This is a genomic window from Pseudomonas sp. SJZ077 (assembly GCF_007993905.1).
GTDB classification, from domain to species: domain Bacteria; phylum Pseudomonadota; class Gammaproteobacteria; order Pseudomonadales; family Pseudomonadaceae; genus Aquipseudomonas; species Aquipseudomonas mandelii.
On sequence record NZ_VIUJ01000001.1, the window covers coordinates 659639 to 679685 of the forward strand.

19 protein-coding genes and 1 pseudogene are annotated in these 20047 nt (G+C 60.3%); 14 read left to right on the top strand and 6 right to left on the bottom strand.

Going from position 1 to position 20047, the window contains the following annotated elements:
- Positions 1-173: 173 nt before the first annotated feature.
- Both FBY01_RS03295 and FBY01_RS03300 read left to right on the top strand, forming a co-directional pair.
- Positions 174-1472: a serine/threonine protein kinase gene (locus tag FBY01_RS03295; RefSeq protein WP_077748649.1), complete on the top strand. Its 1299-nt coding sequence runs from the start codon at positions 174-176 to the stop codon at positions 1470-1472.
- Complete coding sequence (locus FBY01_RS03300; protein WP_145305793.1) at positions 1465-2253, top strand: VacJ family lipoprotein; 789 nt, start codon at positions 1465-1467, stop codon at positions 2251-2253. Before FBY01_RS03295 ends, FBY01_RS03300 begins: the two co-directional genes overlap by 8 nt.
- A 189-nt stretch (positions 2254-2442) precedes the next feature.
- Here the strand turns inward: FBY01_RS03300 and FBY01_RS03305 are convergent, their stop codons facing one another.
- Positions 2443-3357, bottom strand: coding sequence for a DUF808 domain-containing protein (locus FBY01_RS03305; protein WP_010456870.1), 915 nt, complete (start codon positions 3355-3357; stop codon positions 2443-2445).
- 134 nt (positions 3358-3491) lie between these two features.
- Between FBY01_RS03305 and FBY01_RS03310 the strand changes: the two genes are divergently transcribed.
- Positions 3492-4100 (top strand): TetR/AcrR family transcriptional regulator, encoded by a 609-nt coding sequence (locus tag FBY01_RS03310; protein ID WP_083376004.1) that lies wholly within the window; start codon positions 3492-3494, stop codon positions 4098-4100.
- A gap of 101 nt (positions 4101-4201) precedes the next feature.
- Here the strand turns inward: FBY01_RS03310 and FBY01_RS03315 are convergent, their stop codons facing one another.
- Positions 4202-4660 (bottom strand): transposase, encoded by a 459-nt coding sequence (locus FBY01_RS03315; protein ID WP_145305791.1) that lies wholly within the window; start codon positions 4658-4660, stop codon positions 4202-4204.
- A 209-nt stretch (positions 4661-4869) separates the two neighbouring features.
- Complete coding sequence (locus FBY01_RS03320) at positions 4870-5310, bottom strand: heme-binding protein (protein ID WP_145305790.1); 441 nt, start codon at positions 5308-5310, stop codon at positions 4870-4872.
- Between the two features lie 267 nt (positions 5311-5577).
- Between FBY01_RS03320 and gcl the strand changes: the two genes are divergently transcribed.
- From gcl to FBY01_RS03360, 8 genes are all read left to right on the top strand, one after another.
- The gene (gcl, locus tag FBY01_RS03325) at positions 5578-7353 is read left to right on the top strand and encodes a glyoxylate carboligase (protein WP_010456878.1); all 1776 of its coding nucleotides are present in this window, start codon (positions 5578-5580) and stop codon (positions 7351-7353) included.
- Positions 7354-7527: 174 nt separating this feature from the next.
- Positions 7528-8310 carry a hydroxypyruvate isomerase gene (hyi, locus tag FBY01_RS03330; RefSeq protein WP_010456880.1) on the top strand — a complete coding sequence of 261 codons (783 nt, stop codon included), beginning with the start codon at positions 7528-7530 and terminating at the stop codon, positions 8308-8310.
- A 167-nt stretch (positions 8311-8477) separates the two neighbouring features.
- Entirely contained in the window at positions 8478-9368 is an 891-nt protein-coding gene (locus FBY01_RS03335) for a 2-hydroxy-3-oxopropionate reductase (RefSeq protein ID WP_145305788.1), read from the top strand.
- A gap of 153 nt (positions 9369-9521) precedes the next feature.
- Positions 9522-10802, top strand: a complete 1281-nt coding sequence (locus tag FBY01_RS03340; RefSeq protein ID WP_102593828.1) for a glycerate kinase — start codon at positions 9522-9524, stop codon at positions 10800-10802.
- On the top strand, positions 10792-12207 hold the full coding sequence (gene pyk / locus FBY01_RS03345) for a pyruvate kinase (RefSeq protein ID WP_010456886.1): 1416 nt from the start codon (positions 10792-10794) through the stop codon (positions 12205-12207). Before FBY01_RS03340 ends, pyk begins: the two co-directional genes overlap by 11 nt.
- 139 nt (positions 12208-12346) lie before the next feature.
- Positions 12347-13261 carry an urea transporter gene (locus FBY01_RS03350; protein WP_042933036.1) on the top strand — a complete coding sequence of 305 codons (915 nt, stop codon included), beginning with the start codon at positions 12347-12349 and terminating at the stop codon, positions 13259-13261.
- 21 nt (positions 13262-13282) lie between these two features.
- Complete coding sequence (locus tag FBY01_RS03355; protein ID WP_010456890.1) at positions 13283-14107, top strand: ion transporter; 825 nt, start codon at positions 13283-13285, stop codon at positions 14105-14107.
- A gap of 93 nt (positions 14108-14200) precedes the next feature.
- Positions 14201-15199, top strand: a complete 999-nt coding sequence (locus tag FBY01_RS03360) for a sulfate ABC transporter substrate-binding protein (RefSeq protein ID WP_010456892.1) — start codon at positions 14201-14203, stop codon at positions 15197-15199.
- A gap of 192 nt (positions 15200-15391) precedes the next feature.
- Here FBY01_RS03360 and FBY01_RS03370 read toward each other — a convergent pair whose 3' ends face one another.
- Positions 15392-16021 carry a DUF5666 domain-containing protein gene (locus tag FBY01_RS03370; protein WP_172791438.1) on the bottom strand — a complete coding sequence of 210 codons (630 nt, stop codon included), beginning with the start codon at positions 16019-16021 and terminating at the stop codon, positions 15392-15394.
- 234 nt (positions 16022-16255) lie between these two features.
- Here FBY01_RS03370 and FBY01_RS03375 point away from each other — a divergent pair, with 234 nt between their 5' ends.
- Complete coding sequence (locus FBY01_RS03375) at positions 16256-17461, top strand: MFS transporter (protein WP_145305786.1); 1206 nt, start codon at positions 16256-16258, stop codon at positions 17459-17461.
- Positions 17462-17558: 97 nt separating this feature from the next.
- Here the strand turns inward: FBY01_RS03375 and FBY01_RS03380 are convergent.
- Positions 17559-17729, bottom strand: a pseudogene (locus FBY01_RS03380) (type II toxin-antitoxin system HicB family antitoxin); the annotation flags it as partial.
- 185 nt (positions 17730-17914) lie between these two features.
- On the opposite strand from FBY01_RS03380, the gene FBY01_RS03390 reads away from it, so the two are divergent.
- Together FBY01_RS03390 and FBY01_RS03395 are read left to right on the top strand one after the other, a co-directional pair.
- Positions 17915-18634 carry an SDR family oxidoreductase gene (locus FBY01_RS03390; protein ID WP_010456900.1) on the top strand — a complete coding sequence of 240 codons (720 nt, stop codon included), beginning with the start codon at positions 17915-17917 and terminating at the stop codon, positions 18632-18634.
- 51 nt (positions 18635-18685) lie between these two features.
- A complete protein-coding gene (locus tag FBY01_RS03395) occupies positions 18686-19573 on the top strand; it encodes a LysR family transcriptional regulator (RefSeq protein ID WP_083375999.1) in 888 nt (295 codons plus the stop codon).
- A 62-nt stretch (positions 19574-19635) separates the two neighbouring features.
- Here FBY01_RS03395 and FBY01_RS03400 read toward each other — a convergent pair whose 3' ends face one another.
- Positions 19636-20040, bottom strand: a complete 405-nt coding sequence (locus FBY01_RS03400) for a hypothetical protein (RefSeq protein ID WP_010456904.1) — start codon at positions 20038-20040, stop codon at positions 19636-19638.
- Positions 20041-20047: the final 7 nt, after the last annotated feature.

Here is a 20047-nt window from a genome sequence, read left to right on the forward strand (position 1 = left end):
TAAGCAAACGCGCGTAACAGATAATTAGTCACGAAATAGCTGCAAAGTGTATCGTCCAGCTACTATTGATCCGAAATTCGCCCAGATTGGTGCCGCAGCATGGCACTTTGGCGCAAACCCCGTGGTCATAGCCTGCGAACTTCATTCGGCACCTTCCTCTAAGGGATCTAGTCATGCTCCGTTCCTTGCGCTTCGCCGCCCTGTTTGGCGGCCTTATTTTGAGTGCGTCCGCACTGGCGGTCGATATCGACGCCGCCAGTTATGGCTACCCCTTGACCAACCCGTTCGAGGCGACCATTGCCACGACTCCGCCGGACCTTCGCCCGGAGTTACCGCTGGACGACGACATCGATCAGCAGACTCGCAGCGTGACTCTGCGCCCGGAGCGTGCATTCGAACTGCCAGACAATTTTTGGCCGGTCAAAAAGCTGACCTATCGTATTGCCACCCAGGACAAGGCTGCGCCGCTGATCTTCCTGATCGCCGGCACCGGTGCGCGTTATGACAGCAGCCTCAATGAATACCTGAAAAAGCTCTACTACAAGGCCGGTTATCACGTGGTGCAACTGTCGTCGCCCACCAGTTTCGACTTTATGAGCGCGGCCTCACGCTTTGCCACACCGGGTATCACCAAGGAAGACGCCGAAGACATGTACCGGGTGATGCAGGCCGTGCGGGCGCAAAACCCGCACGTCGCCGTCACCGATTACTACCTGACCGGTTACAGCCTGGGCGCGCTGGACGCGGCCTTCGTCGCGCACCTGGACGAAACCCGTCGCAGCTTCAACTTCAAGAAAGTCTTGCTGCTCAACCCGCCGGTCAACCTCTACACCTCGATCACCAACCTGGACAAGCTGGTCCAGACCGAGGTCAAGGGCATCAACAACAGCACCACGTTTTATGAACTGGTGCTGAACAAACTGACTCGCTACTTCCAGCAAAAAGGCTACATCGACCTCAACGATGCCCTGCTCTACGACTTCCAGCAGTCCAAGCAGCACCTGACCAACGAGCAGATGGCCATGCTGATCGGCACTTCGTTCCGCTTTTCGGCGGCCGACATTGCCTTCACCTCGGACCTGATCAACCGTCGCGGCCTGATCACCCCGCCGAAATACCCGATCACCGAAGGCACCAGCCTCACGCCGTTCCTCAAGCGTGCGCTGCAATGCGACTTCGACTGCTACATCACCGAGCAAGTGATCCCGATGTGGCGCGCCCGCACCGACGGCGGCAGCCTGCTGCAACTGATCGACCAGGTCAGCCTGTATGCCCTCAAGGATTACCTGCACGACAGCCCGAAAATCGCCGTCATGCACAACGCCGACGACGTGATCCTCGGCCCTGGCGACCTCGGTTTCCTGCGCAAGACCTTTGGCGACCGCTTGACCGTTTATCCACTGGGCGGCCATTGCGGCAACCTAAATTACCGCGTCAACAGCGACGCTATGCTGGAGTTCTTCCGTGGCTAAATACCTCCTGCTTATCGCTGCGTTACTCTGTGCAAGCGTCGCCAATGCCGACAACAGCAAAGCCAACGCACCTGTCGTGGTCGACAGTGACGGTTTCAAGGAACCGCTGAGCAAACTCAAGTTCAACCCGGGGCTGGATCAGCGCGAGTTCGAACGTTCCACGCTCAATGCGCTGAACGTCTACGATCCGCTGGAAGAGTGGAACCGCCGGGTTTATCACTTCAACTACCGCTTCGACCAATGGGTGTTCCTGCCGGTAGTCGACGGTTATCGCTACATCACCCCGAGTTTCCTGCGCACCGGCGTGAGCAACTTCTTCAATAACATCGGCGATGTGCCGAACCTGATGAACAGCCTGCTGCAGTTCAAGGGCAAGCGTTCGATGGAAACCACCGCACGCCTGTTGCTCAACACCACCATCGGCATCGCCGGCCTGTGGGACCCGGCCACGGCCATGGGCCTGCCGCGCCAGAGCGAAGACTTCGGCCAGACCCTGGGCTTCTACGGTGTACCGGGCGGCGCTTATTTCGTGTTGCCGATCCTCGGCCCGTCGAACATCCGCGACACCGGCGGCCTGGTGGTGGACTTCAGCGCCGAATCGGCGATCAACTTCCTGAACGTCTCGGAAGTCAGCTCCAACCATCCTGAGGTCTGGGCCCTGCGCGGCGTCGACAAGCGCTACCAGAACAGCTTCCGCTACGGCCAGCTGAACTCGCCGTTCGAGTACGAGAAGGTGCGCTACGTGTACACCGAGTCACGCAAGTTGCAGATCGCCGAGTAATTTCATCGGCAACAAAAAAGGCCATTCGATTCGCGTCGAATGGCCTTTTTTATGAGGTCTCTCAAACACCAAAAAACCAATGTGGGAGCGAGCCTGCTCGCGATGGGGCCAGCACAGTCAACATCTATGCTGACTGAAACACCGCTATCGCGAGCAGGCTCGCTCCCACACTTGGAAAGTGCCCAGCTTCTAGCCTTTCAGTGTTTTCCAGATTTTGCTGGCGACCATCACACCCGCCAGCACCACAGCTCCGGCCACAATCCCCGCCACCGCATTCAGCAACGTCGGCACGATAAACCCGGCACCGCCCGCCCCTGCACTGACGCTTTCAATCCAGTGATGAACCACCGGCACGCCATGGGTCAGAATCCCGCCGCCCACCAGGAACATTGCTGCCGTGCCAATCACCGACAGGCCTTTCATCATGTACGGCGCTGCGCGCAGAATCCCGCCGCCGATGCTTTTGGCCATCTGCCCGGGCTTCTGGGTCAGCCACAGGCCGAGATCATCAAGCTTGACGATACCCGCCACCAGGCCATAGACACCGATAGTCATGACGATGGCAATACCCGACAGCACGATAACCTGCTGAGTCAACGACGCATCTGCCACGGTGCCGAGGGTGATGGCGATGATTTCCGCCGACAGGATGAAGTCGGTGCGGATAGCGCCCTTGATCTTGTCTTTCTCGAACGCCACCAGATCAACGGCCGGATCGGCCACGGCTTCGACCAGCTCGGCATGTTCGGCCTGATCTTCAGCCTTGCTGTGCAGGAATTTGTGGGCGAGTTTCTCGAAACCTTCGAAACACAGGTAGGCGCCACCGACCATCAACAGTGGGGTGACCAGCCACGGGATGAACACGCTGATCGCCAGCGCCGACGGTACCAGGATCAGTTTGTTGAGAAACGAGCCCTTGGCCACGGCCCAAACGACCGGTATTTCCCGTTCGGCACGCACGCCGCTGACCTGCTGGGCATTGAGCGCCAGATCGTCGCCGAGCACGCCGGCGGTCTTCTTGGCGGCCATTTTGGTCATCAACGCCACATCGTCGAGAACGGCGGCGATGTCGTCGATCAGCATCAGCAAACTGCTTCCTGCCATAAATCAGGTTTCCTTCTTGAATGAATGCCGCGCAGCATAGCGCGACCGAGCGCCACACGGGGCATTCTTGAGCGCCGCGCGAGGCCGGTGATACCATGCGCAACCGCCAGAACAGGCAAGGAACCCCCTGGTTTATGAGCACTATCCGCGAGCGCAACAAAGAACTGATCCTGCGTGCCGCCAGTGAAGAATTTGCCGACAAGGGCTTCGCAGCGACCAAAACCAGTGATATCGCAGCCAAGGCGGGATTGCCCAAGCCCAACGTCTATTACTACTTCAAATCCAAGGAAAACCTCTACCGCGAGGTCCTGGAAAGCATCATCGAGCCGATTCTGCAGGCGTCGACGCCGTTCAACGCCGACGGTGTGCCCAGCGAAGTGCTGAGTGGCTACATTCGCTCGAAAATCCGCATCTCCCGCGACTTGCCTTTCGCCTCCAAGGTATTCGCCAGCGAAATCATGCACGGCGCCCCGCACCTCAGTGCCGACCTGGTCGAACAGCTCAACGGCCAGGCCAAGCACAACATCGACTGCATCCAGACCTGGATCGACCGCGGCCAGATCGCCCCGATCGACCCTAACCACCTGATGTTCAGCATCTGGGCCGCGACGCAGACCTATGCTGACTTTGACTGGCAGATCACGGCCATTACTGGCAAGGCCAAGCTGGATGAAGAGGACTATGAAGCGGCGGCGCAGACGATAATTCGGCTGGTGCTGAAGGGGTGTGAGCCGGATCAGTGAGACTGCGCTGCGGCTTATCGTCAGCAGGCTCACTCCTGCATTAGGAATGCATTCCCCTGTAGGAGTGAGCCTGCTCGCGATCGAGGCGATTCGGTCCCAACTCAAACCCAAATCGCATCCCACAACGGATAATCGCCCAGTTTCTCCACCAGTCCAGCCCGCAACGGGTTGGCCACGACATACCTCGCCAACTTCACCAAATCCTCCTCCCGCCGAAGTGCCCGATCATGGAATCCTCTCTGCCAGAGGCTAATATTTCGACCGGTACGCTGCTTCACCGCTTTGGTACTCATCGACTTGGTTTTTTGCATCAACTCGCTCAAAGAGCCCTGCTGTAATTCAATCAACCAATGAAAATGATCGGGCATGACTACCCACGCCAGTGAGTTCGCCAAGCCTAGATTCTGCGCATTTCGAAATTGATCGACGACCAGCCTGCCCAAGGCAAAATCCTTGAAAATCGGGATCCTGTGAAGTGTATTGCTGGTTAACAAATAAATCCGGCTGGCTTCGGCATAACGCCCGACTCGCAATCGGTGTGCAGCAGGTAAATCCGGCATTCCTTGCCTCCCATGATCAGGTCAGGAAAAGGCTAGTCCTGTGGATTAAGGAAGACGGGACAAACTTTTGGCTGGATGTGTCTGGTAGATAGCTATCGCGAGCAGGCTCACTCCTACAGGGGATTTGTGGTGTTCAGACATTTTGTGTCCAACCCCGATCCTTGTAGGAGTGAGCCTGCTCGCGATAGCGATTAATCAGTCACCCCAAATCAAGCAGTAACCCCCGCATCCGCCCTCAACCCCACCGCCTCAATCGCACTGATCGCGCACTGCTCGTCAACGTCCGACAGATCCCCGCTGACCCCCACCGCCCCCAGCACATTCCCGTCCTGATCCCGAATCAACACGCCGCCCGGTGCCGGCACGACGCTGCCTTGCCCCAGGCTGTTCAGCGCGGCGAAGAACGCCGGTCGTTGTTGGGCGTCCAGCGCCAGCAGGCGTGAGCCTTTGCCAAGGGCGATGGCGCCCCAGGCTTTGCCGATGGCGACTTGCGGGCGCAGCAGGCTGGCGCCGTCTTCGCGCTGCAAGGTAATCAAGTGCCCGCCGGCATCCAGCACCGCGACGGTCAGTGGAGCCGCGGAGATAGTACGCCCAGCGGTGATGGCCTGATCGATCAGGTTGACTGCAACTTTCAAGGTTAAAGCGCTCATGGTGCCGTCCTCATTTTGTTATAGGGAAAGCCAGTGGACTGCGCGCTTGCGTCGCAGTCCAATGCAACAAATAGAACACAATGAGTTATTATTTTGTATACAATAATTATCGAAAAGCGCCACATGCGACGAAAAGCCACAGCAGAACGGGCTTCCGACGAATGAAACAGTCGCTTGAGAAAATGGATTGACCTGCGCCGTCCACCGTGAATACACTCTGCGCAAAGCCACTTGTATACAATTACAAAACGTAAGAGGCACAAAACCATGAGCAAAATGAGAGCAATCGAAGCCGCCGTTCTGGTGATGCGCCGTGAAGGGGTTGATACCGCTTTTGGCATCCCGGGCGCCGCGATCAACCCGCTGTACTCCGCCTTGCAGAAGGTTGGTGGCATCGATCACGTCCTCGCGCGCCACGTTGAAGGTGCCTCGCACATGGCCGAGGGCTACACCCGCACCAAGGCCGGCAACATCGGCGTGTGCATCGGCACCTCCGGCCCGGCCGGCACCGACATGGTCACCGGGCTCTACAGCGCCTCGGCCGACTCGATCCCGATTCTTTGCATTACCGGCCAGGCCCCCCGCGCCCGTATGCACAAGGAAGACTTCCAGGCTGTCGACATCACCGCGATCGTCAAACCAGTGACCAAGTGGGCAACCACCGTCATGGAACCGGGCCAGGTGCCTTACGCGTTTCAGAAAGCCTTCTATGAAATGCGCTCCGGCCGTCCAGGCCCGGTGCTGATCGACTTGCCGTTCGACGTGCAGATGGCTGAAATCGAATTCGACATCGATGCCTACCAACCACTGCCGTTGGCCAAGCCAACCGCTAACCGTGTGCAAATCGAGAAGGCCCTGGCCATGCTCGATCAGGCCGAGCGTCCATTGCTGGTGGCCGGTGGCGGCATCATCAATGCCGATGCCAGCGAGTTGCTGGTGGAATTCGCCGAGCTGACCGGTATCCCGGTGATCCCGACCCTGATGGGCTGGGGCACCATCCCGGACGATCACCCGCTGATGGTCGGCATGGTCGGCTTGCAGACGTCGCACCGTTACGGCAACGCCACCCTGCTCAAGTCCGACGTGGTGTTGGGCGTCGGTAACCGTTGGGCCAACCGCCACACCGGTTCGATCGATGTGTACACCGAAGGCCGCAAGTTCATTCACGTCGACATCGAGCCGACGCAAATCGGCCGCGTGTTCAACCCGGACCTGGGCATCGTCTCCGACGCCGCGGCCGCGTTGACCGTGTTCATCGAAGTCGCTCGCGAATGGCAAGCCGCCGGCAAGCTGAAAAACCGCAGCGCCTGGCTGCAAGACTGCCAGCAGCGCAAAGCCAGCCTGCAGCGCAAGACTCACTTCGACAACGTGCCGGTCAAGCCGCAACGGGTTTACGAAGAGATGAACCAGGTGTTCGGCAAAGACACCTGTTACGTCAGCACCATCGGCCTGTCGCAGATTGCCGGCGCGCAGTTCCTGCACGTCTACAAGCCTCGTCACTGGATCAACTGCGGCCAGGCCGGCCCGTTGGGCTGGACCATTCCGGCAGCACTGGGCGTGGTCAAGGCCGATCCGACCCGCAAGGTCGTGGCGCTGTCGGGCGACTATGATTTCCAGTTCATGATCGAGGAATTGGCGGTGGGCGCGCAGTTCAAGCTGCCGTACATCCACGTTGTGGTCAACAATTCGTACCTGGGGTTGATTCGTCAGGCCCAGCGCGGTTTCGACATGGACTACTGCGTACAGCTGTCCTTCGATAACCTGAACGCCCCGGAACTCAATGGTTACGGTGTCGACCACGTCGCGGTGGCCGAGGGCCTCGGTTGCAAGGCGCTGCGGGTGTTCGAACCGGGTCAGATCCAGCCTGCCCTGCGCAAGGCTCAAGAGCTGATCGAAGAGTTCAAGGTGCCGGTGATCGTCGAGATTATTCTGGAGCGCGTGACCAACATTTCCATGGGCACCGAGATCAACGCCGTCAATGAATTCGAAGACCTGGCGCTGGTCGGCAACGATGCGCCAACGGCGATTTCGCTGCTCGATTAACTGCTGATCGTTCCCACTGTGGGAGCGCGCCTGTGTGGCGAGGGAGCTTGCTCCCGCTGGGTCGCGAAGCGGCCCCAAAAGCTTTGCGACTGCTTCGCAGCCGAGCGGGAGCAAGCTCCCTCGCCACACAGGCTCGCACCCACAGGGGACTGCACAAATTTACGGGAGACCACCATGCCGCGTTTCGCAGCCAACCTGTCCATGCTGTTCACTGAGCAGGATTTTCTTGCCCGTTTCGAAGCGGCCGCCAAGGCCGGCTTCAGTGGTGTCGAGTACCTGTTCCCCTACGACTTCAGCTCTGCCGAGATCAAGGCCAAGCTCGACGCCAACGGCCTGACCCAAGTGCTGTTCAACCTGCCGGCCGGTGACTGGGCAAAGGGCGAACGCGGTATCGCGTGCCTGCCAGACCGGGTTGAAGAGTTCCGCGCCGGTGTCGATCTGGCAATCGCTTACGCGAAAGTGTTGGGCAACACCCAGGTCAACTGCCTGGCGGGTATTCGTCCACAAGGTGTCGACGATGCCACCGTGGAAAAAACCTTCGTCGCCAACCTCAAGTACGCCGCCGACAAGCTGCAAGCGGCGGGCATCAAACTGGTGATGGAAGCGATCAACACCCGCGACATCCCGGGTTTCTACCTGAACAACACGGCGCAAGCCCTGTCGATTCGCGAACAGGTCGGCAGCGCCAATCTGTTCCTGCAATACGACATCTATCACATGCAAATCATGGAGGGCGACCTGGCCCGCACCATGGCTGCGCACCTGGGCGAGATCAACCACATCCAGTTGGCCGACAACCCGGGGCGCAACGAACCGGGCACCGGTGAAATCAACTACCGCTTCCTGTTCGAACACTTGGACCGCATCGGTTATCAGGGTTGGGTTGGTTGTGAATACAAACCGCTGACCACCACTGAAGCGGGCCTGGGCTGGCTGAAAACCCACAACGCGATCTGATACCGCGTCATCGTTCTTCGCGGGCAAGCCTCGTTCCTACAGGATCAGGTTGATACGCAACAGGGCGACAGACACGTACCCGTAGGAGCGAGGCTCGCCCGCGAAGGCGTCCTCGCCGACACCCAAGAATTTTGCGAACAGAGCAATAAAAACAAGAGGAATTTCTCATGGCTAAAATCGGATTTATCGGCACCGGCATCATGGGCCACCCAATGGCGTTGAACCTGCAGAAAGCCGGTCACAGCCTGTTCCTGTCGGCGCACCACGACGCCGCCCCGGCCGACCTGATTGCCGGTGGCGCCGTCGCCCTGGCGAACCCGAAAGAAGTCGCCCAGGAAGCTGAAGTCATCATCATCATGGTGCCGGATACCCCGCAGGTCGACGACGTGCTGTTCCGCGCCGATGGCGTTGCGGCCGGCGTGGGCAAAGGCAAAATCGTTATCGATATGAGCTCGATTTCGCCGACGGCTACCAAGGCCTTCGCGGCCAAGGTCAACGAAAAAGGCGCTCAATACCTCGATGCGCCAGTGTCCGGCGGTGAAGTCGGCGCCAAGGCCGCGACCCTGAGCATCATGGTCGGCGGTGATGCCGATGCCTTCGAACGCGCGCTGCCGCTGTTCCAGGCCATGGGCAAGAACATCACCCTGGTCGGTGGTAACGGCGACGGTCAGACCGCGAAAGTGGCGAACCAGATCATCGTCGCGCTGAACATTCAGGCCGTGGCCGAAGCACTGCTGTTCGCCGCGAAAAACGATGCCGATCCCGCCAAGGTCCGTGAAGCGCTGATGGGTGGTTTCGCCTCCTCGAAGATCCTCGAAGTGCACGGCGAGCGCATGATCAAAGGCACCTTCGACCCGGGCTTCCGCATCAGCCTGCACCAGAAGGACCTGAACCTGGCTCTGCAAGGTGCCAAAGAGCTGAACATCAACCTGCCGAACACCGCCAACGCCCAGCAAGTGTTCAGCACCTGCGCAGCCATCGGCGGCAGCAACTGGGACCACTCGGCGCTGATCAAGGGCCTGGAACACATGGCGAACTTCTCGATTCGCGATAAGTAAGCCCTGCCCAAAACCCTGTGGGAGCGAGCCTGCTCGCGAAAGCGGTTTCACATTCAACATCTATGTTGGCTGACACACCGCATTCGCTAGCAGGCTAGCCCCCACAGGGATCTGAGTTGCACCTTCAAATAACAAGAATTCCGGGAGCCCGCCATGTCGGTCGATCCGCAACAATTCCTGCGCGAGCTGTTCGCCACAGCCATCGACGCCGCCCATCCGCAGCAAGTCCTCGAAGCCCATTTGCCCACAGATCGCAGCGGTCGGGTGATTGTCATTGGCGCCGGCAAAGCCGCGGCCGCCATGGCGCAGGTGGTCGAGCGTTGCTGGCAGGGTGAAGTCAGCGGTCTGGTGGTCACCCGTTACGGCCACGGCGCCCCATGCGAAAAAATCGAAGTCGTCGAAGCGGCTCACCCGGTGCCGGACGCAGCCGGTCAAGCGGTCGCCAAGCGCGTGTTTGAACTGGTCAGTAACCTGAGCGAAGACGACCGCGTGATCTTTCTGCTCTCGGGCGGCGGTTCTGCCCTGCTGGCCTTGCCGGCCGCCGGCATCACCCTCGCCGACAAGCAGTCGATCAACAAAGCGCTGCTCAAATCCGGCGCGACCATCGGCGAGATGAATTGCGTGCGCAAGCACCTCTCGGCGATCAAGGGCGGCCGCCTCGGCAAGGCCTGCTGGCCGGCCACTGTTTATACCTACGCGATTTCCGATGTGCCGGGCGACCTCGCCACCGTCATCGCGTCCGGCCCCACCGTGGCCGACCCGAGCACTTCGGCCGAAGCCCTGGCGATCCTCAAACGCTACGGCATCGACGTCCCTGCCTCGGTCAGAACCTGGCTGCAGAGCCCGGAATCGGAGACGGTCAAGCCCGGCGATCCGAGCCTGGCGCGCAGTCACTTCCAGTTGATCGCCCGCCCCCAGCAATCGCTTGAAGCGGCGGCCGTGAAAGCGCGCCAGGCCGGTTTCAGCCCGCTAATCCTCGGCGACCTGGAAGGCGAATCCCGCGAAGTGGCCAAGGTTCACGCTGGCATCGCCCGGCAAGTGGTCTTGCATGGCCAACCATTGGCGGCGCCCTGCGTGATTTTGTCGGGCGGCGAAACCACCGTCACCGTGCGCGGCAATGGCCGTGGCGGGCGCAACGCCGAATTCCTGCTGAGCCTGACCGACAGCCTCAAAGGCCTGCCCGGTGTCTACGCCCTGGCCGGTGACACCGACGGCATCGACGGTTCCGAAGACAACGCCGGCGCGATCATGACCCCGGACAGCTACGCCCGCGCCGCCGCCCTCGGCCTGAGCGCCAGCGACGAGTTGGACAACAACAATGGCTACGGCTATTTCGAGGCGCTGGACGCATTGATCGTCACCGAGCCGACCCGCACCAACGTCAACGACTTCCGCGCCATCCTGATCCTCGAGAGCCCTAACAATGACGCCTGATAAAAAGGTCAAAATCCTCGCCACCCTTGGCCCAGCCACCGACGGGATCGATGACATCCGTGAGCTGGTGCAGGCCGGGGTCAACATCTTTCGCCTGAACTTCAGCCACGGCGATCACGCTGACCACGCGCAGCGCTATCAGTGGATTCGTGAAGTCGAGCGCCAGCTCAATTACCCCTTGGGCATTCTGATGGACCTGCAAGGCCCGAAGCTGCGGGTCGGCAAATTCGCCGAGGGCAAGGTGCAACTGCATCGCGGCCAGGCCCTGCGCCTGGACCTCGACCCGACGCCGGGCGATCAGCGCCGGGTCAACCTGCCGCATCCGGAAATCATCGCCGCACTCGAGCCCGGCATGGACCTGCTGCTGGACGACGGCAAGCTGCGTCTGCGCGTGGTCACCAAGTACGCCGACGCCATTGACACCACGGTGCTCAACGGCGGCGAACTCTCGGACCGCAAAGGCGTGAATGTGCCCCAAGCGGTGCTGGAACTGAGCCCGCTGACCGCCAAGGATCGCCGCGACTTGAGCTTCGGTCTGGAGCTGGGTGTGGACTGGGTTGCGCTGTCGTTCGTGCAGCGTCCTGAAGACATCCGCGAAGCCCGCGAACTGATCGGCGACAAGGCGTTCTTGATGGCCAAGATCGAGAAGCCATCGGCGGTGACTCAGCTGCGGGAAATCGCCGAGTTGAGCGATGCGATCATGGTCGCTCGCGGTGACCTGGGCGTGGAAGTGCCGGCGGAAAGCGTGCCGCAGATTCAGAAAAACATCATCAGCCTCTGCCGCGAACTCGGCAAACCGGTGGTGGTGGCGACGCAGATGCTTGAATCGATGCGCTTCTCCCCCGCCCCGACCCGCGCCGAAGTCACGGATGTGGCCAACGCCGTGGCTGAAGGGGCCGATGCGGTGATGCTGTCGGCGGAAACCGCCTCGGGCGAGTACCCGCTGGAAGCCGTGCAAATGATGAGCAAGATCATTCGCCAAGTGGAAAACGGCCCGGATTATCAGGCGCAACTGGACGTGAGCCGGCCGAAGGCCGAGGCGACGGTTTCCGATGCGATCAGCTGTGCGATTCGTCGCATCAGTAACGTGCTGCCGGTGGCGGTGCTGGTGAACTACAGCGAGTCCGGGACGTCGAGCCTGCGTGCGGCGCGGGAACGGCCGACGGTGCCGATCCTGAACCTGACGCCGAACCTGCAAACGGCGCGCCGCTTGACGGTGGCGTGGGGGGTGCACTCGGTGGTCAATGACAGGCTGCGGCAAGTGGATGAAGTGTGTTCGACGGCGCTGGAGATCGCGCAGGCCCAAGGCATGGCGCAACGCGGGGATACCTTGTTGATCACGGCGGGTGTGCCGTTTGGGCAACCGGGGTCGACTAACTCGTTGCGTATCGAGACCTTGATTTAGCGTCCTTACCGGCCTTTTCGCGGGCAAGCCTCGCTCCTACAGGATTTGCGTGATCCCGATATTTGGCACGATGCAAACCCTGTAGGAGCGAGGCTTGCCCGCGAAGAACGATTACTCGCTCCTCCTGACTCACAAAAAAATGCCTGCCAACCACTTCAACACCCACTGCCCCGATTGGGCGACTGCCCTGCTCAATGGCTTCAGCCAGATCTTCCTCCAGCGCCATCCGCTGTTTGGTCTGCTGTGCCTGTTGGCGATTCTTTTCACCGCACCTACCCTGCTCGGCGGTGCGCTGCTGGGCGGCGTCGCCGGGTTGCTCACCGCGCAACGACGCGGTTACGCCAAGGCCGATCGTCAGGCCGGGCTGTTCAGTTACAACGGTGTCTTGCTCGGTCTTTTGCTGAGCCTGTATTTCCCTTGGTCAGCACTGTTGCCGCCGCTGATCATTGCTGCGGGCGGACTGAGTGCGATGCTGACTCAGCAATGGCTCAAACGCGTCCGGGTCAGCCATTACCTGCCTGCCTATACGGCGCCCTTCGTTGGGTTGGGCTGGGTGCTTCTGTGCTTCGCCACTCCCTCGACAAAAGCGCATCTGATCGAAATCAACACGCTGAACATGCTCGCCGCACCGCTCAAAGGCTTCGGCCAGGTGATGTTCCTCGGTCATCCGCTGGCCGGGGCCATGATTGCCGTGGGTTTGCTGATCGCTGATCGTCGCGCCTTTTGCTGGGCGTTGTTGGCGTCTGTCGCGGGCATGGGCTGGAGCCTGCTGCATCACGACGCTTACAGCGCATTGATCGGCCTCGGTGGCTATAACGCCGTCCTCACCGCCCTCGCCTTGAGCTCGCTGCGCCAGCAGCCGTGGTTGCCGCTGGCCGGCATCGCATCAGCGTTGTTGCTGACGCCGGTGTTTTCCGCCATCGGCCTGCCGACGCTGACCGCGCCGTTCATCCTCGCCTGCTGGCTGGTCCGCACGGTTGTTCAACTGCTCGGCATCACCGCTGTCACCCGTGCGCCTTGCGCTATTGAGGAGAATCAACCTAGGCTTCGCTGATCATTGGTTCAGGCGGTATCCATGGACAGCAGCAAAAACTGGCGTGAAGAGCTTTACGTCATGGTTTTCCAAAGCGACACCAAGGCGGGGCGGCGCTTCGACGGCATCCTGCTGTTGATTATCCTCGCCAGCATCGTGATCGTGATGCTCGACAGCATCGACACGGTCCACAAGAACTACGCCGACGTGCTGGCGTACATCGAGTGGGGCTTCACCGTCATCTTCGCCATCGAATATGGCTTGCGCCTGTATTGCTCACCCAAGCCGTTGCGCTACGCGTTCAGCTTTTATGGGCTGGTGGATCTGCTGGCGATCGTGCCCGGCATCCTGGCGCTGTATTACGCCGATGCGCAGTACCTGCTGATCATCCGGATCATCCGGATGCTGCGGATTTTCCGCGTGCTCAAGCTCAGCCCCTACCTCAAGCAAGCCAACTATTTGATGTCGGCGCTGCGCGGCAGCAAACAGAAGATCGTGGTGTTTCTGGTCAGCGTCTGCACGCTGGTGACGGTATTCGGCACGTTGATGTACGTGATCGAAGGCCCGGAACACGGCTTCACCAGCATTCCCAAAGGCATCTACTGGGCGATCGTCACGCTGACCACGGTGGGCTTCGGCGACATCGTGCCCAAGACGCCACTGGGCCAGGTGATTTCGTCGCTGGTAATGATCACCGGTTACTCGATCATCGCCGTGCCGACCGGTATTTTCACCGCCGAACTGGCCAATGCCATGCGTGGTGAACAGCTGCAACACGACTGCCCGGTGTGCAAGAAAACCAGTCACGAACACGGTGCGGCATTCTGCTCACGGTGCGGCAACGCTCTGTTTAAGAAACGGGAATAAGCAAAGAGCTTTTTAATCTTTAAGGGTCTATGCGAGCCCGGCTATAGTCGCTGGCAAATTGCCTCACTTTTAAATCAGAACAAGGACTGCGCAGTGAAAAAACTCTTTGGCGCCTCACTTCTGGCCGCTGGCCTGGCATTGACCAGCGTGGCTCAGGCCGCACCGACCCTGCTCAACGTTTCCTACGACGTGATGCGCGATTTCTACAAGGACTACAACACTGCGTTCCAGAAACACTGGCAAGCCGAGCACAACGAGAACATCACCCTGCAGATGTCCTTCGGCGGCTCCAGCAAACAGGCGCGTTCGGTGATCGATGGCCTGCCGGCTGACGTCATCACCATGAACATGGCCACCGACATCAACGCCCTGGCGGACAACGGCAAACTGATCCCGGACAACTGGGTCACCCGCCTGCCGAACAACAGCGCACCGTTCACCTCGGCCACCGTGTTCATCGTCCGCAAAGGCAACCCGAAAGCCCTGAAAGACTGGCCCGACCTGCTCAAGGACGGCGTGCAAGTGATCGTACCGAACCCGAAGACCTCGGGTAACGGTCGCTACACCTACCTGTCTGCCTGGGGGTATGTGCTGAAAAACGGCGGTGACGAGAACAAGGCCAAGGATTTCGTCGGCAAGCTGTTCAAGCAAGCGCCGGTGCTCGATACCGGTGGCCGTGCCGCGACGACCACGTTCATGACCAACCAGCTCGGTGACGTGCTGGTGACCTTCGAAAACGAAGCGGAAATGATCGCCCGTGAGTTTGGTCGTGACCAGTTTGAAGTGATCTACCCAAGCGTCTCCGCTGAAGCCGAGCCGCCGGTGTCGGTGGTCGACAAAACCGTCGACAAAAAAGGCACCCGCGCCGCGGCCGAGGAATACCTGAAGTACCTGTGGTCGCCGGAAGGCCAGGAAATTGCGGCGGCCAACTACCTGCGTCCGCGTGACCCGGCGGTGCTGGCCAAGTACACCGATCGCTTCCCGAAAGTGGACTTCCTGTCGGTGGAGAAGACCTTTGGTGACTGGCGCACCGTACAGAAGACCCACTTCAATGATGGCGGGGTCTTTGATCAGATCTACAGCGGCCAGTAATTCCTGAGCCCAACGAGAAAGGCGACCTGAGAAGGTCGCCTTTCTCGTGGTCGAACACAAAAACCCAAGTTCACTGAAGATCCCCTGTAGGAGTGAGCCTGCTCGCGATAGCGAAGTGTCATTCAACATTGATATCAATTGACATTCCGCTATCGCGAGCAGGCTCACTCCTACAGGGTTTTTGCCCTGCCTTCACATCGGTGGGGTAACGCCATCCTTGCCCGCCGAGATCGATTGCGCAGTCAGTGTCCCGTCTGCACTTTGGGTGACGAATGTCACGATCTTCACCCCCACCTTCAGCAAACTCCTGTCCCCCGGCATCAAATTCACGATCGGCACATCCTCCGGCACCAGGATCTTCTGCTGCCCGCCCTTGTAGTTGACGGTCAACATCCGGCCATTGCTGACCACCAGATCGCCCACGCTGCCATTGGTCATGCTGCTGCCCTTGACCAGATCGAACGGCCGATGCCCGTCGCCGCTGCCCGCCAGTTCCGGTGGAAAGACGTGGACTTCCAGCGCCTTCAAGGTGCCATCGTCTTGCGGAATGGCCGCCGATCCAACGTAGCTGCCGGGTTTGATGTCTTCGATATTGGCCAGGGTAACGGCGCGGACTTTGGTGTCGTTGGTCAGGTTGATAACCACGTTTTCGCCAGTGTTGACGTGGACTTTCAAGACGTCGGGGCTGACCCCGGTGATCTCGCCGCGCACGCCAATGCGCAGGCCCGGCGCGTCGGCGGCCTGGGCCAGACCTGCCGTGACCAGGCCGACCAAGGTAACCACTGAAGCACCGCGTACAAGGTGACGAAACATCGCATTCATGGAAGTGCCTTCCGGTTATGAATCGTGAAGGAGAACATAAGCACGCTATCGAACAGGATGTAAGTGAATGTATCATCGGAGCTCGATATTTTGACGCAAGGTTTATCGATGGACAGCACTCCTGTCCGTCACTCATTCCGCAAAGGAATGATTGCTATCACTCCAATCCCTCTTCTGCCGAATCCGATACCTCTTTAGCCTGCGCGCATTCCCTTCTGTTCAGCGAGACACGTTATGAACCCAGCGACCCAGGTGCCCCACGGCACCGCGACAATGACCAAAGGCATGGTGCTGCTGTTCGCCTTCTGCTGCGGCGCGATTGTGGCCAACATCTACTACGCCCAGCCGATCATCGGCCTGATCGCGCCGGACATCGGTCTGACCAGCACCATGGCCAGCCTGATTGTTTCGCTGACCCAGATTGGTTACGCACTTGGCTTGTTCTTCCTGGTGCCGCTGGGCGATCTGCTGGAAAACCGTCGACTGATGATCATCACCACCGTGGTGGCGATTGCCAGCCTGTTGGGCGCGGCGTTTACCGATCAGCCGAACGTGTTTTTGCTGATCTCGTTGCTGGTGGGTTTCAGTTCGGTGTCGGTGCAGATCCTGATTCCGCTGGCGGCGCACCTCGCGCCGGAAGAGTCACGCGGTCGGGTCGTCGGCGGGATCATGGGCGGTTTGCTGCTGGGGATTCTGTTGGCGCGGCCGGTGTCCAGCGTCGTGGCGGACCACTTCGGCTGGCGCGCGATGTTTGTGATCGCGGCGGCGTTGATGGCGGCGATCAGCATCGTGCTGGCGTTGACCATTCCCAAGCGTCAGCCGGATCACAGCGCCTCTTATGGCCAGTTGCTCGGTTCGCTATGGACGCTGCTGCGCCAGCAACCGGTGTTGCGTCAGCGCGCGTTCTACCAGGGTTGCATGTTCGCCACGTTCAGCCTGTTCTGGACCGCCGTGCCGCTGGAGCTGGCGCGCAATCACGGCCTGTCGCAAACCCAGATCGCGATCTTCGCCCTGGTCGGTGCCATCGGTGCGATCGCCGCGCCGATTGCCGGTCGACTGGCCGATGCCGGCCACACCCGCATCGCCTCCTTGCTGGCCCTGCTGTTCGCCAGCCTGAGCTTCCTGCCAGCGTTCATCCATCCGGTCTACAGCGTCATCGGTCTCGCGGTCACGGGCGTGGTCCTCGACTTCTGCGTGCAGATGAACATGGTTCTCGGCCAACGCGCGGTCTACGCCCTCGACGCCAAAAGCCGCAGCCGCTTGAATGCGTTGTACATGACCAGCATCTTCATCGGCGGCGCGTTCGGTTCATCGGTGGCCAGCGCAGTGTATGAGCATGGCGGCTGGCTGTGGATCGTGATCGTGGGCAGCGCGTTTCCGCTGGTAGCGTTGTTGCGGTTTTTGAGTGTTTCGCCGAAGGCTGCGTTGGCGGCTGCATAAGGTCAAAAAGCATCGCGGGCAAGCCACGCGCCCACAGGAATCTGGCTTGCTCGTGACTGATGTGCGACTGATGTTCCGCGCTTCAAATCTTGTTCACCGATGTCGGCACCGGAAGATCCAGCCCCTGTGCTTCCATTTGTTGCAGAAGTATCTGCACGATTTCGACAGCTGGGTTGTATGCCTCCTCGAACGTATCCGCGGCAGTCACAGCACCCGGGATATCCGGTGTTTGAATACCCACTCGATCCTCATTCCCCCAAGCACGAATCCTATAACTTCACCTGAGCGCATTTCGCCCCTGCGGTCAGGATGGATCTCACCTGATTCGTTACCGCCAAGGCCAACCCGGATTACACTCAGCGTCCAAAGCCTGAAGCGATGCTGGATGCGATTCGCGGCTGACCCGTTCAACGGCCGCCCGCCCCGGCGGCCTGTGCTTTCAAGGAGTGTGCAATGACTCGACGTACCTTTCTCATTACCGGTGCCAGCAAAGGCATCGGTCGGGCAGTGGCCGAACATCTGGACCGTGCGGGGCATCGGGTGGTCGGGATTGCCCGGACCCCGGACCTGTCGTTCCCCGGCATTCTGTTTCCGTTGGATTTGAGCGACAGGGCGCTGACCCAGGAAGTGCTGGCGGATCTGTCCAGGACGTATGAATTTGATGGGCTGGTCAACAACGTCGGCCTGGTCCGCCCCCAAGTGTTGGGCGAAATCGACCTCGACACCTTTGATGACGTGATGCGGGTCAACCTGCATTCGGCGTTGCAGGCCACTCAGGCGTTGCTGCCAAATATGCGCGCCAAGGGCTGGGGTCGAGTGGTCAATATTTCCAGTCTGACTGTACTCGGCATCACCCAGCGCACGGCCTACGCGGCGGCCAAGGCAGCGTTGATCAGCTTCACCCGCTCCTGGGCGCTGGAACTGGCGCAAACCGGCGTGACCGTAAATGCCGTGGCGCCGGGGCCGACCGAGACCGAGCTATTTCGCGCCAACAACCCGCCGGGCAGCGAAGGTGAAGCTCGGTATCTGGCGGGTGTGCCGATGGGACGACTGGGGCAGCCACAAGAGATCGCGGCGGCCATTGCGTTTTTGTTGTCCGAGCAAAGCGGGTTTATCACCGGGCAGACTTTGTTTGTCGACGGCGGCTCCTCCATAGGTAAAGCCGCGTTCTGACTCGCCCCACTGGGGTCTCGACAGTGTTTAGAATCGCAAAAAGGACTTGAGATGGACCGCCTCGGCGCAATGGAAACCTTCGTCTACGTGGTGGAAACCGGCTCGTTTTCCGCCGCCGCCCGGCGCCTGAATATCGGCCAGCCCGCCGTGTCGAAAACCATTGCGCAACTGGAGTCGCGTCTCGCGGTTCGACTGCTGTTGCGCTCGACTCGCGGCCTGACGCCCACCGAAGCCGGGCTGGCCTTTTTCGAACGCGCCAAGCGCGCCATCGAAGAAGCCAATGAGGCCGACAACGCAGCACGCGGCGCCGCCAGCGGTCTGACCGGCAACCTGCGGATCTGTGCTGCCGTGACCTTCGGCCGACTGCACATCGTTCCGCACCTCGGACCGTTTCTCGATCAGAACCCGGACCTGAACATCGACCTGATGCTCGATGACCGCAACGTCAATCTGGTCGAGGAAGGCATCGACATCGCCCTGCGCATGGGCACCCTGAGCGACTCCGGCCTCACCGCTCGTAAAATTGCCGAATGCCGGCGCGTCGTGCTGGGCACCCCCGCCTATTTCGAAAAACACGGTGAGCCCACTTGCCCGACCGACCTGAGCAACCACCAGGCAATCGCCTACACCTTGGGTGGCGGTGGCAACTGGCAGTTCTGCAACGGAACAGATGAGCAGTCGGTCATCATCAGCGGGCGAATCCGCGTCAACGCCGCCGAAGGCCTGCGTGCAGCCGTGCTCGCCCATCAAGGGCTGACCCTGGCGTCGGAATGGATGTTTGCGCCGGAACTGGCCAACGGTGCGGTCAGGGAAGTGATGAAGGAGTGGGCCCTGCCGAATCAGGACCTGTGGGCGGTATTTCCCACCGGCAGAATGGCCAGCGCGAAGGCTCGGGCGTTTGTGGAGTTTGTGCAGGGGTTGATGGCCAAGGAGACCTGAATCACCGGGGATCCTTGCAACCCCAGACAGCAAAACGGCGATCCGAAGATCGCCGTTTCTGTTTATTCCCCGAATTGCCGCCCCAACCCACCCGGCACACCATGGATATTGGTCTCTTCCCATGGCCCGTCCGGGCTGATCGACCGGCTCCAGCCGTTGTTCCAGCGGTAGTAGGTGCGCTGGCGGTAGAAGGTGTTGGGCTGGTCATCAAGCACGTACACGCCAAGCTTGGCATCCCAATGGCTGTTGCCACCCGGTGGCGGCGCGAAGCTGGCGGAGGTGCGTGGCAAAGGTTTGGCGGGCTTGGCCGGAATGCTCGGCTTGCTCGGTGTCGGTGTGGGGGACGGCGTCGGACGCGGCTGCGACGGCGGGATCGGAGGCAGCCGTTCAGGCGGCTGCGGTTGGACCACACAAGCGCTTAACCCCAAAACCATACTGAGCAGGGTGATACGAGCGATGGTGGTCATAGTGGCG